At 50.8% G+C, this 12,076-nt stretch carries 10 protein-coding genes; 9 read left to right on the top strand and 1 reads right to left on the bottom strand.

Features of this window, described 5'->3' with window-relative positions:
• Positions 1–224: 224 nt before the first annotated feature.
• The 8 genes from RSX24_RS30970 (at position 225) to pssA (ending at position 10,135) form a co-directional block, all read left to right on the top strand.
• Positions 225–1,403 (top strand): GNAT family N-acetyltransferase, encoded by a 1,179-nt coding sequence (locus RSX24_RS30970; protein WP_343262755.1) that lies wholly within the window; start codon positions 225–227, stop codon positions 1,401–1,403.
• Positions 1,404–1,836: 433 nt separating this feature from the next.
• The gene (locus RSX24_RS30965; RefSeq protein WP_236421367.1) at positions 1,837–2,298 is read left to right on the top strand and encodes a CtsR family transcriptional regulator; all 462 of its coding nucleotides are present in this window, start codon (positions 1,837–1,839) and stop codon (positions 2,296–2,298) included.
• Between the two features lie 22 nt (positions 2,299–2,320).
• A complete protein-coding gene (gene mcsA / locus RSX24_RS30960) occupies positions 2,321–2,845 on the top strand; it encodes a protein-arginine kinase activator protein McsA (RefSeq protein ID WP_236421368.1) in 525 nt (174 codons plus the stop codon).
• A gap of 37 nt (positions 2,846–2,882) precedes the next feature.
• Complete coding sequence (gene mcsB, locus RSX24_RS30955) at positions 2,883–3,953, top strand: protein-arginine kinase McsB (protein WP_236421369.1); 1,071 nt, start codon at positions 2,883–2,885, stop codon at positions 3,951–3,953.
• Between the two features lie 174 nt (positions 3,954–4,127).
• Positions 4,128–6,587, top strand: a complete 2,460-nt coding sequence (gene clpC / locus RSX24_RS30950; RefSeq protein WP_236421370.1) for an ATP-dependent protease ATP-binding subunit ClpC — start codon at positions 4,128–4,130, stop codon at positions 6,585–6,587.
• A 274-nt stretch (positions 6,588–6,861) separates the two neighbouring features.
• Positions 6,862–8,229 (top strand): DNA repair protein RadA, encoded by a 1,368-nt coding sequence (radA, locus tag RSX24_RS30945; protein ID WP_236421371.1) that lies wholly within the window; start codon positions 6,862–6,864, stop codon positions 8,227–8,229.
• A gap of 12 nt (positions 8,230–8,241) precedes the next feature.
• Positions 8,242–9,318: a DNA integrity scanning diadenylate cyclase DisA gene (disA, locus tag RSX24_RS30940; RefSeq protein ID WP_236421372.1), complete on the top strand. Its 1,077-nt coding sequence runs from the start codon at positions 8,242–8,244 to the stop codon at positions 9,316–9,318.
• Positions 9,319–9,415: 97 nt separating this feature from the next.
• The gene (gene pssA / locus RSX24_RS30935) at positions 9,416–10,135 is read left to right on the top strand and encodes a CDP-diacylglycerol--serine O-phosphatidyltransferase (protein WP_343262754.1); all 720 of its coding nucleotides are present in this window, start codon (positions 9,416–9,418) and stop codon (positions 10,133–10,135) included.
• A gap of 191 nt (positions 10,136–10,326) precedes the next feature.
• On the opposite strand, the gene RSX24_RS30930 is transcribed toward pssA, so the two are convergent.
• Positions 10,327–10,722: a nucleoside triphosphate pyrophosphohydrolase family protein gene (locus RSX24_RS30930; protein ID WP_236421374.1), complete on the bottom strand. Its 396-nt coding sequence runs from the start codon at positions 10,720–10,722 to the stop codon at positions 10,327–10,329.
• Between the two features lie 168 nt (positions 10,723–10,890).
• Between RSX24_RS30930 and RSX24_RS30925 the strand changes: the two genes are divergently transcribed.
• Entirely contained in the window at positions 10,891–11,979 is a 1,089-nt protein-coding gene (locus RSX24_RS30925; RefSeq protein WP_236421375.1) for a PIN/TRAM domain-containing protein, read from the top strand.
• The last annotated feature ends 97 nt before the right edge of the window (positions 11,980–12,076 follow it).

Genomic DNA, 12,076 nt, shown 5'->3' with positions numbered 1-12,076 from the left:
CGCCGATGGTACTTGGACCGCAGGGTCCTGGGAGAGTAGGAAGCCGCCAAGCGAAGAACCACTGCCGATGTCATCGGTGGTGGTTTTTTTATTTTATAATAATAAGTATACATGAATTGACTTTGTTCCGTACCTCTGACAGACTCATAAGATAAGACATTCTTTTGGATCAATGGCTTATAGTGGCTCAATCCGAAAATTCAGAGAACGAGGTGCAGAAGGATATGGACATTCGCAAATTAACGACAGATGACTACGAAGACAGCATTGCGCTCTCCCAGTATGCCTTTCAGTACGTTTTGACCGAAGAAAAGAAGGAGAAGCGGCGCAGCCAGTTTAATGCTCAGGACACATGGGGTGTATATGAAGGAGGACAACTGGGAGCGAAGCTCCACATTGTTCCTTTTGAGACCTATATTCATGAAAAGGCGTTTGCCATGGGCGGGATTGCGGGAGTTGCCACCTGGCCCGAATATCGACGCAAAGGATGGGTCGCCAGCTTATTGCGCCATGCGCTAAAAGAGATGAATCGCAACAAGCAAAGCATTTCGTTTTTACATCCATTTTCATTTGGCTTTTACCGCAAATACGGATGGGAAGCGTACATCGAATACAAGAAGTATCGAGTCCCGGTAACGCATCTGCCTGCAAAGAAGGAGACCCCTGGTACGATTCGTCGGGGTGAGCCTGAGCTCGAACTGCTCGATACGATATACCAGGCTTACGCAAGCCGGTTTAACGGAACGCTCGTTCGGGATCGAAATTGGTGGGAGTACTCCGTATTGACGGAAGGTACCAGCCAGAAGGCCGTGTATTACGATGCAGCCAAACAACCGCAGGGCTACGTTTTATACGAGGTGAAGGATCGCAAGTTTACCATCGATGAGATGGTCTGCCTGAACGAAGAAGCGAAACAGGGGCTCTGGACATTCATTGCCAACCACGATTCCATGATCGAAGAGGTGACGCTTCAGGCGCCTGCGAGCGATGATCTTGCTTTTCGACTGGATAATCCGCGAATCCAGCAGGAGATCGTTCCATACTTTATGGCGCGAATCGTGAGCGTGGAGCAGTTTGTATCGCAGTACCCTTTTGCAGACCTGGATTCCCCGATTCGCCTTATGCTTCAAGTCCAGGACGAACATGCTCCGTGGAATGAGGGCGTATGGGAATTGAATATTGCGTTAAACGGCACGGCCTCCATCTGGAAGTCTTCTGCAGAAACGAACGCGAACGGCCAAGACGTCAAGGTCAGCATTCAGACGCTAACAACGATGCTTTTGGGCTATAAAAGACCTTCGGAGCTGTTGGCTATGGGTCGTATTGAAGGCAATACGGAGAGTGTGGCCGCACTGGAACGGGCCATTCCGAATAGGGAGACGTATCTGCTGGACTTTTTTTGAGATGTCCTGCCGGAAACGGTGGGGAGCGAGGAATTCCCGATTGGGGCATGGAGCGCTTAACGAGAGATACGGAGAAAATGGAAGACAAAAGGACTTCTTTCCACGATGGAGAGAGGTTTTTTTGTATATGCGGAATATTTCGTGTAAAATCGTAAAAAATGAAGGAAGACCCCTCTTGGCAAAACCACAGAATATGTTATAATGTAAACAAAGTCAAAGAAAGTCAAAGTCAACTGAAAGTCGAAATCAGCCTTGATCTTGTGGTGATAAGGCGAATTTCCATCAGAACTTCAAGCGTCCTCACCCACCGGTTGCCGGCTTGGAATGCAGATTCGTTGTTTCCTTGAATGGTTAAAATGGGGGAGAGGTTGTACTCTGTGGGGGCGTGTGGGTCCTAATTGACTTAACGTTTCAAACAGTGGAGGATGAGTCGATGCGTAATATCTCTGATGTTATCGAACAATATCTGAAGAGTATTTTGCATGAAAGTCCCGAGGGGATGATTGAGATTCAGCGCAACGACCTTGCTGATCAATTCTCATGCGTGCCTTCGCAGATCAACTATGTCATCAGCACGCGTTTTACGCTCGAAAAAGGTTACCTGGTCGAAAGCAAACGTGGTGGCGGCGGTTATGTCCGGATACAACGGATCGAATTGCCCGCACATTCGGACCTACATCACCATTTGCACCATAGCATAGGCGAGGAGATCGGGCAGACGGCGGCTGAGGGGCTGATTTATCAACTTGAGGAAGCGCGTTTCCTGAGCAAGCGGGAGGCAGCTTTAATGCGTGCCGCGATGTCGAGGGAAATTATAATGGTCAAACTTCCTTACCGGGATCAAATTCGTGCCAGAATGTTGAAAGCAATGATCATCTCGTTGCTCGGTAAATAAAACGTTTGGGGGGTACATCATTATGCTGTGCCAGGAATGCAACAAACGTCCGGCGACACTTCATTTCACGAAAATCGTAAATGGAGAAAAGACGGAATTTCATATTTGCGAGTCATGTGCTCGCGAAAAAGGGGAGATTATCCCTGGAACAGCAGGCGGATTCTCGATTCACAACCTGTTGTCGGGGTTGCTTGATTTCGATCCTGCCGGCAAAAACGGCTCCGCAGGCGCATCCTCTCCACAATCGCTGAGATGCGAAGAGTGCGGAATGACCTATTCACAGTTTAGCAAAATCGGCCGATTCGGCTGCAGCTCATGTTATAAATATTTCGACAGTCGGCTGGATCCGTTATTCAAGCGGGTGCATGGCAGCACCTCTCATGTGGGTAAGGTCCCTGCGAGAGCGGGGGGGCGCATCAAGCTGAAACGGCAAATCGCCGATCTGAAGAAGGACCTTCAGGAAAGCATTGCCGGAGAGGAATTCGAAGCCGCCGCGGGGATCCGCGATCAGATCCGGGAGCTTGAAAAACGGCTGGCCCAGGAGTAAAGTTTGGTCAAGAGTCATGAGTAGGAGGGATATGCAAATGCCTAGTCTGCGCTTCACGGAACAGGCACTAAGCGACTGGATGCGAAGCGATGCAGCCGATTCCGAAATCGTCATCAGCAGCCGCGTTCGAATCGCCCGCAACCTGCAGCACTATCCGTTTCCGATGCTGGCCACCAACCAGCAATCCGAAGAAGTGCTGAACAAACTGAGCGAAGTGCTTCAACATGATGATATTCGGGCTTTTGCCAACTTCCACACGTTGGAATTGGCAGATGTCCCTGACCTTGATAAAAGGGTGCTCGTCGAGAAACATCTGATCAGTCCCAGCTTGGCGAGCGAGTCCAGAAATGGCGCCGTCATTCTGAGCGAGGATGAATCCATCAGCATCATGATTAACGAAGAGGACCATCTGCGCATCCAATGTCTTTATCCGGGGTTTCAGGTGAAGGAAGCGTGGGAGAGGGCATCTTCGATCGATGATGCTTTTGAAGCCCATGTGGATTATGCCTTCGATGATCGAAGAGGTTATCTGACCAGCTGTCCGACGAATGTAGGCACAGGGGTCAGAGCATCGGTCATGATGCATCTGCCTGCACTGGTCATGACACAGCAGATTGGCCGTATTTTGACGGCCGTTTCCCAAGTGGGGCTTACCGTACGAGGCATCTATGGGGAAGGCAGTGAGGCGATGGGAAACCTGTTCCAGATTTCCAACCAGATTACGCTTGGACAGACGGAGCAGGAAGTCATCGACAATCTGCACGGCGTGGTGCTCCAAATTATCGAGCATGAACGTACAGCGAGAAAACGTTTGATGACGGACTCCAGGCTGCGAATCACGGATAGGGTGATGCGTTCTTACGGTATTTTGTCCTATGCGGCTGTCATGGATTCCAAAGAAGCGGCACAGCGCCTTTCCGACGTCAGGTTGGGTGTGGACCTTGGCCTCCTTGATGGATTGTCCATCCCCGTCATGAATGAGCTTAACGTCATGACGCAACCCGGCTTTTTGCAGAAAACGTTCGGGGAAGACATGCGAGCGGATGAACGGGACATCTACCGTGCGCAGCTGATTCGTGATACGATCAGTACAACCAAAAATTCCTAACAGCTTCACCAGAGAATCGATTTGGGTTTCACGTCCGCGTTAAAGCGGCTTTTATATAATGATATTATTCGCGGCATATGGCCGCAAAAAAGCATCACAACAAAGATTACTACAGCGGAGCCTTTAAATTAGAATGGTCCCGCTTATATCCAAAACCATGGAGGTGCAGGAGATATGATGTTTGGAAGATTTACGGAACGGGCCCAGAAGGTGCTCGCACTCGCGCAGGAAGAAGCTGTCCGTCTCGGTCACAATAACATCGGTACAGAGCATATTTTGCTCGGCCTCATTCGAGAAGGCGAAGGCATTGCGGCCAAAGCGCTGATCGGCCTGGGACTCGGATTGGAAAAAATTCAAGATGAAGTAGAGACGCTGATTGGCCGCGGCCAGGAGCAGCCTACGAACATTGCATATACGCCTCGTGCGAAAAAAGTGATCGAATTGTCCATGGATGAGGCACGCAAGCTGGGCCACACTTATGTGGGCACAGAACATATTTTGCTTGGTCTGATCCGCGAGGGTGAAGGCGTTGCGGCACGTGTGCTCAACAATTTGGGTATTAGCCTCAACAAGGCTCGTCAGCAAGTATTGCAATTGCTTGGCAGCAGCGAAGCGGTATCCAGCCATAATGGAGCACCTGCGAACGTTAGCACGCCAACGCTGGACAGCTTGGCCCGCGATTTGACGGCATACGCGAAAGAAAACAACCTTGATCCGGTTATTGGCCGCAGCAAGGAAATCGAACGCGTAATTCAGGTGTTGAGCCGCCGCACCAAAAACAACCCGGTATTGATCGGGGAGCCGGGCGTAGGTAAAACGGCGATTGCCGAAGGCCTTGCCCAAAAAATCATCAATAACGAAATTCCGGAAACGCTGCGAGACAAACGCGTAATGACTCTGGATATGGGTTCGGTCGTTGCAGGTACGAAATACCGGGGCGAATTCGAAGATCGTTTGAAAAAAATCATGGACGAAATTCGTCAGGCAGGCAACATCGTGCTGTTCATTGACGAGCTGCACACCCTGATTGGTGCAGGTGGAGCCGAAGGCGCCATCGATGCTTCCAACATCCTGAAACCGGCCTTGGCACGCGGTGAGCTGCAATGCATCGGGGCAACAACGCTGGATGAGTACCGCAAATACATCGAGAAAGACGCTGCGTTGGAGCGCCGTTTCCAACCGATTACGGTGGATCAGCCTTCTCCGGAAGAAGCCATTCAAATTTTGCACGGCTTGCGTGATCGTTACGAAGCGCATCACCGCGTGAAAATTACGGATGAGGCCATTGTACAGGCCGTGAAACTGTCCGATCGGTATATTACGGATCGTTTCCTGCCAGACAAAGCGATTGACCTGATTGACGAAGCGGGTTCCAAAGTAAGGCTGAACTCGTATACCATTCCGCCGAATCTGAAACAGCTGGAAGGCCGTCTTGAAGATATCCGCAAGGAGAAAGACGCAGCCGTCCAAAGCCAGGAATTCGAAAAAGCGGCAGCGCTGCGCGATACTGAACAAAAAATTCGCGAAGAACTGGATCTGACCAAAAACCAATGGAAAGAAAAACAGGGACGCACCGATTCCGAAGTAACACCGGAAGACATCGCTCAAGTCGTAGCGAACTGGACCGGCATTCCGGTGAACAAGCTGAAAGAAGAAGAAACTCAGCGTTTGCTGAATCTGGAGCAAATTTTGCATGAACGCGTCATCGGTCAGGATGAAGCCGTTAAATCCGTGAGCCGTGCCGTACGCCGCGCACGTGCCGGTCTGAAAGATCCGAAGCGTCCAATGGGCTCCTTCATCTTCCTCGGTCCAACCGGGGTCGGTAAAACCGAGCTGGCTCGTGCCTTGGCAGAAGCGATGTTCGGTGACGAAAATGCGGTAATCCGCATCGACATGTCCGAATATGGCGAGAAACACTCCACGGCTCGCCTGGTCGGAGCGCCCCCAGGATACGTTGGTTATGAAGAAGGCGGTCAGCTGACCGAGAAAGTGCGCCGCAAACCATATTCCGTCGTATTGCTGGACGAAGTTGAGAAGGCACACCCTGAAGTGTTCAACATCTTGCTGCAGGTGCTGGAGGATGGACGCCTGACCGATTCCAAGGGCCGGGTTGTCGACTTCCGCAATACCCTCATCATTCTGACATCCAATGTCGGAGCTGAAGCGATCAAACGCAATTCCACGCTCGGCTTCACCGCGGTTATGGATGCGGGCGCCGATTACAGCAACATGAAGGGCAAAGTGATGGATGAGCTGAAGAAAAGCTTCCGTCCGGAGTTCTTGAACCGGATCGACGAAATCATCGTATTCCATTCTCTCGAAGAGAAACATATCGCCGAGATCGTTTCTCTTATGAGCGAAGAACTGCGCAAACGTCTGCGTGATTACGATGTGGACTTCGAATTGACGGATTCGGCCAAAGCGTTCCTGGCTAAAGCAGGCTTTGATCCCGCTTACGGTGCACGTCCATTGCGCCGGGCCATTCAGAAGCACATCGAGGATCGTCTGTCCGAAGAATTGCTCACAGGCAGCGTAAAGAAAGGCGATTCGTTGTTGATTGATGAAAAAGACGGCGAGCTGTCGGTTACGAAAAAGGAAATTGCTCCTGCCAATGAGGAAATCGAAACCAAATAACCGGATCTTCATGGACGGGTTCCGTCCTAGATCCGACCATAAAGTTATTCCTTTCGGCTTCGGCCGATCGGACGTTAAGTACAAAGAGGCCTGCCGATTTTTGGCGGGCCTCTTTTTGCTATGCAACAACATGTGTAAAGTTTACGATAATCCTTTACGAAAAATCTCAAACAATGGTAAACTTTTAGTATGCCTGCCTGTCAGGATGTTCGGGTCAAAATTCGTCGAAAAATGCAAAACGTTGAAATAAAATAAAACTTTTCAGGAGGCTGAAGTGGCTAAAACAAAGACCAAGTTTCAGTGTACAGAATGCGGCTACGAAGCCCCGAAGTGGTACGGCAAATGCCCGGGCTGCCAATCCTGGAACTCCATGGTGGAGGAAACGGAAACAATTGTCAAAACGCAGGGGAGAAATTCACCTCTGTTTGACAGTAAAGATAAACCCCTTCCCATCATAAACATAGATAGTGGCCAGGAACCTCGCGTGCATACGGGCATCGGTGAGTTGAACCGCGTGCTGGGCGGCGGCATCGTTCCAGGCTCCCTTGTATTGGTGGGGGGAGACCCCGGAATCGGGAAATCCACGCTGATGCTTCAGACATCCCATGCGTTAACCCATTCAGGTTTGAGGGTGTTATACGTTTCGGGAGAGGAGTCGGTGAAACAAACCAAATTGCGGGCAGATCGCCTCAATGCGTTATCGCCCGAATTGTACGTTTTATGCGAGACGAATATGGAACGTGTTGAAGAGGCGGTGGAGCAGATCCAACCGCATTTTCTTGTCATCGATTCGATCCAGACCGTGTACTTGCCCGAGGTGACCAGCGCCCCCGGCAGCGTTGCCCAAGTCAGGGAGTGTACCTCGCGATTCATGCGAATTGCGAAAGGCAAGGGCATTGCAACCGTACTTGTGGGGCATGTTACGAAGGAAGGAGCCATTGCGGGTCCCCGCTTGCTGGAGCATATGGTGGATTGCGTTCTTTATTTCGAGGGAGAGCGTCACCACACGTATCGCTTGTTGCGAGCGGTCAAAAACCGTTTCGGCTCAACGAACGAGATCGGCATTTTCGAAATGGGCGAGGATGGGCTGCGCGAAGTGGGCAACCCTTCCGAATTGTTTTTGTCGGAGCGCCCGCTCGGCGTGGCAGGATCTACCGTCGTCGCCAGCATGGAAGGCACGCGGCCGATGCTTGTGGAACTGCAGGCGCTGATATCGGCAACCCACTTTCCATCCCCGCGCCGGATGGCGACAGGCATCGATCATCATCGTTTAAACCTGATCATTGCCGTGCTGGAGAAAAGGATGGGCATGTTTTTGCAAACGCAAGACGCCTATCTGAACGTGGCGGGCGGAGTCCGTCTGGATGAGCCGGCTGTTGACCTGGCCGTCGCGGTCAGTATAGCATCCAGCTTGCGGGATGTGCCGACCAAGCCGGATGACGTCATTTTTGGCGAAATCGGCCTGACGGGGGAGGTCAGAGCGGTATCGCGTGCAGAACAGCGCGTAAAGGAAGCGGAGAAGCTTGGATTTAAACGGGTCATTTTACCCGAAAAAAGTTTGAAGGGATGGAAGCATCCCCGCGGAATACAGTTGATCGGTGTGAATACTGTGGCAGATGCACTAGCGGTTGCTTTAGATTAGGGGGCATAAGAGATGAAGGATTCGAGCCAACTGGATAAAATGAATGATTTATTAAGGCTGATCGCGCCAGGCACACCGTTCCGGGAAGGGTTGGAGAACGTGCTGCGCGCCAAAACGGGAGCATTGCTGGTCGTCGGCTACAGTCCCGAGGTTATGGAAGTGGTGGATGGAGGATTCTCCATTAATTGCGACTTCTCCCCGAACTATTTGTATGAGCTTGCCAAAATGGACGGCGCCATCATTCTTAGCGAAGATTTGAAGCGCATTTTATATGCCAATACTCAGCTGATCCCGGATTCATCGATCTCGTCCTCAGAGACGGGCATTCGTCACCGGACGGCGGAACGTGTGGCAAAGCAAACGGGAAAACTCGTCGTTTCCATCTCCCAACGGAGAAATATCATTACTCTTTATCAAGGAACGCTGCGATACTCTCTCAAGGAGATCGGAGTCATTTTGACGAAAGCGAATCAGGCCATCCAGACGCTGGAGAAATACAAGGCGGTTCTCACGCAAGCTCTGACGAATCTTAGCGCATCGGAATTCGAAGAGCTGGTGACGATTCCGGAGGTGGTCAATGTCATCCAACGGACCGAGATGGTCATGCGCATCAAAATGGAAATCAAACGTTACATCCACGAGCTTGGCAACGAAGGACGGCTGATTTCGATGCAAATGGAGGAACTGGTCGGCACAACGGAGGAAGAAGCCTGGTTGCTCTATAAGGATTATGCGCGCGACGATAGCGATGAAAAAATCCGCGATATCATTTTGGGATTGAAACGGTTGTCTGACGACGAATTGCTGGACGCGCATCATATCGTGCGTTTGTTAGGTTATCCTTCCTCCGCTGCGACATCCGAAGAATCGGTTGCGCCTCGCGGATTCAGGGTATTGAATAAGATACCTCGTCTTCCCAACGTGATCATTCACAATTTGGTGGAACGGTTCGAACAGCTTCCGCACGTGATCATGGCAACGATCGAAGAATTGGATGAGGTGGACGGCATCGGTGAAGTCCGTGCCCGCACGATCAAGGAAGGCCTGAAACGTCTGCAGGAGCAGATGTTCATTGACAGACAGATGTAACCTTTAACTCCACGGTGCCGTAAACAGGTAAGAATGGAATATTTGAACGTGAATAGGGTTCTGCGAGAATGGTTCCAAGACGATGAGGTGAACAACGATGATAACAAGATTCATTCCGAATCTCTTTACCCTGGGCAATCTGTTTCTTGGAATGATGGCGATTCTGCTGGCAATCAACGAAAGTTACAGCTTGGCTGCCATTATGGTCATCATCGCCATGCTGCTGGATGGTTTGGATGGCAGGGTGGCCCGGGCTCTAGATGCTCAAAGCGACTTCGGGAAAGAATTGGATTCCCTTTCGGACATGGTTTCGTTTGGAGCAGCGCCAGCGCTGATCATGTTCATGGTATCGTTTCAGGACACCCTGCCCATGCTGGCATGGATCGCCACGGCAAGCTTCCCCATCTGCGGCGCGATCCGTCTGGCTCGCTTTAACGTACGTCCCGGAATCCCGGGGTATTTTACGGGTCTTCCGATTCCGGCAGCCGGAGGCGTGCTTGCAACGCTGACGTTGTTCAATAAAGACATCAGTCCGGTCAGCATGATGATTGCCACGCTCTTGTTGTCTTATCTTATGGTCAGCTCCCTCAAGTATCCCAATTTCAAAAAAGTGGGCTTTCCGCGAAAGGCGATATGGATCGCACCCTGGGTTGTATTGCTGGCCGTGGGGATGGCGGTGATGTTCCCGGAGCAGTTATCCAAACTGATTTTTATCCCCTTGGTGTTATACGCACTCTACGGAATGAAACATAACATGCGAACCACCGCGTCCCGAAACCGGGCCAAAAAGCGCAAGGACGAAAAATCCTCCCGGTGATTCCAATTGACGTTGTGCCGTTCATTATTATTGCATAGCCGATCCAAGAAACATGAGAAAAGCACGCATTTTCCGAAAGGAAAGAGGCGTGCTTTTTTGAATTTATTTTCCATGCCACCTAGGTGCCAGGAAATGATTTATGCAAGTGATATTAATTTAACGATTTGCAAGCCGTGTGATCTGTATTTTACTTAAGACAAATTAAACATGCCAAGCGTCGAGCATTTCTGGGACTCGCTTTCGACGACGTCTTCCATGCTAATGTTCAGCAGATTGCAGAGTGCCGACATATAAAACAGGTTGCGGCCCAGTTCGGAGCTGATAACCTCCTTGCAGTTTTCGCACAATTCACCTTCCACATGGGTCTCGAGCAAGGGCGTATTTTGCGCAATATTGCGCTCGGGAGCATACTTCTGCTTGGTGGCGTGCAGTTCAATGCAGCCACACTCGGTAATGGCCTTGGACACGGCACGGTTCACGGAAGCACCGGCTTGTCCCGTTTTGGACAGTACATCAATCAGACTGCGATGACGAAGCAACAGCTCGGAAACCTGATCCTGAAATGCCTGTAAACTTGGCGTACTCATTTTGCCCACTCACCTCGGTTATGAATTGAATTCATTATATGCCAATAATTTACCTCCTTCAACCAAGGATTGCTTCACTTCCAAAAAGTTCTTGTTTAACGGATTAGCAATCCACGAATTGGATCATACTGGATATGAGAAAACATTTGAAGGAGGTGCAGGGGACTTATGTGGAAAAGAGGCATTTTAACTTTTACGGGATTGTGCGGTGCATGGTTTGGTTACACGGCATATCAACTGGCTGGAAAATCGGTCCCTTGGATGGCGGAATGGATTCAATCGGCAGGATTGTTGGGCGCGGGCATAGCGACCATTCTCGGTGCGGTGCTGTTCATCGCATTATGCAGCATTGGAGGAACAATGCTTGCCGCGAAATTGAATCATGGCATTGATGCACTGGCCAAAATTCCGATGAACGAACTGGCTGCTGGTGCAGCCGGCATCCTCACAGGACTTGTCGTTGCGCTGCTGCTCTCCCCGTGCCTGGCATGGTTGGGAACATCCGGGGAAGTGCTTCAGCTGGCTTTGACGATGATCAGTGCGTATTCGGGATATATGCTGGCCATGGCAAAGAAAGAGGATCTGGCAGCCTTCTGGATGTCCGGACGCTGGGGACACGGCGATGGTGCAGAAGAAGAGAGACGGCTCGAGGAGCACAAAATTTTGGATACGAGTGTCATCATCGATGGCCGCATCGCGGATATCTGCAAAACCGGATTCATTGAGGGAACCATCGTCATTCCGGAATTCGTGCTGGAGGAGCTGCAGCATATTGCCGATTCCTCGGATCTGCTCAAGCGTAACCGCGGCCGGCGTGGTCTGGACATTCTGAACAAAATCCAGAAAGAGCTCGACGTTAAAGTTTTGATCTACGAAGGAGATTTCGAAGAGATTTCCGAGGTCGACAGCAAGCTGGTCAAGCTGGCCAAAGTACTGCAGGGCAAAGTGGTAACCAACGATTTCAACCTCAACAAAGTGTGCGAGCTTCAAGGGGTTTCGGTGCTGAACATCAACGACCTTGCCAATGCAGTGAAGCCGGTGGTGCTGCCTGGCGAAGAGATCATGGTACAGATCATCAAGGACGGCAAGGAAAACGGTCAGGGCGTCGCTTATCTGGATGACGGCACCATGATCGTAGTTGAAGGCGGGCGCGATTACATCGGCCTGATGATGGAGGTGCTCGTCACCAGCGTACTGCAGACTTCTGCGGGACGAATGATTTTTGCGAAACCGAAACTGTTGGAAAAAGCCCAATAAAGCGGTATGATGGGTAGTGTGTCGTTTGGCGATAGCCCGAACGCGTCCCGAGGCGCGGGAATATCGATCAGCGATAAACTGACAGACAAGGCAGGGA

This window comes from Paenibacillus hubeiensis (assembly GCF_032334105.1).
GTDB classification, from domain to species: domain Bacteria; phylum Bacillota; class Bacilli; order Paenibacillales; family Paenibacillaceae; genus Paenibacillus; species Paenibacillus hubeiensis.
This window is presented reverse-complemented; position numbering and strand designations above follow the sequence as displayed.

What these genes read in the sequence shown, in the direction of transcription:
- RSX24_RS30970 (WP_343262755.1), top strand. Translation starts at nt 225, where the DNA reads ATGGACATTCGCAAATTAACGACAGATGACTACGAAGACAGCATTGCG.
- RSX24_RS30925 (WP_236421375.1), top strand. Translation starts at nt 10,891, where the DNA reads ATGTGGAAAAGAGGCATTTTAACTTTTACGGGATTGTGCGGTGCATGG.
- disA (WP_236421372.1), top strand. Translation starts at nt 8,242, where the DNA reads ATGAAGGATTCGAGCCAACTGGATAAAATGAATGATTTATTAAGGCTG.
- RSX24_RS30930 (WP_236421374.1), bottom strand. Translation starts at nt 10,722, where the DNA reads ATGAGTACGCCAAGTTTACAGGCATTTCAGGATCAGGTTTCCGAGCTG.
- mcsB (WP_236421369.1), top strand. Translation starts at nt 2,883, where the DNA reads ATGCCTAGTCTGCGCTTCACGGAACAGGCACTAAGCGACTGGATGCGA.
- RSX24_RS30965 (WP_236421367.1), top strand. Translation starts at nt 1,837, where the DNA reads ATGCGTAATATCTCTGATGTTATCGAACAATATCTGAAGAGTATTTTG.
- mcsA (WP_236421368.1), top strand. Translation starts at nt 2,321, where the DNA reads ATGCTGTGCCAGGAATGCAACAAACGTCCGGCGACACTTCATTTCACG.
- pssA (WP_343262754.1), top strand. Translation starts at nt 9,416, where the DNA reads ATGATAACAAGATTCATTCCGAATCTCTTTACCCTGGGCAATCTGTTT.
- clpC (WP_236421370.1), top strand. Translation starts at nt 4,128, where the DNA reads ATGATGTTTGGAAGATTTACGGAACGGGCCCAGAAGGTGCTCGCACTC.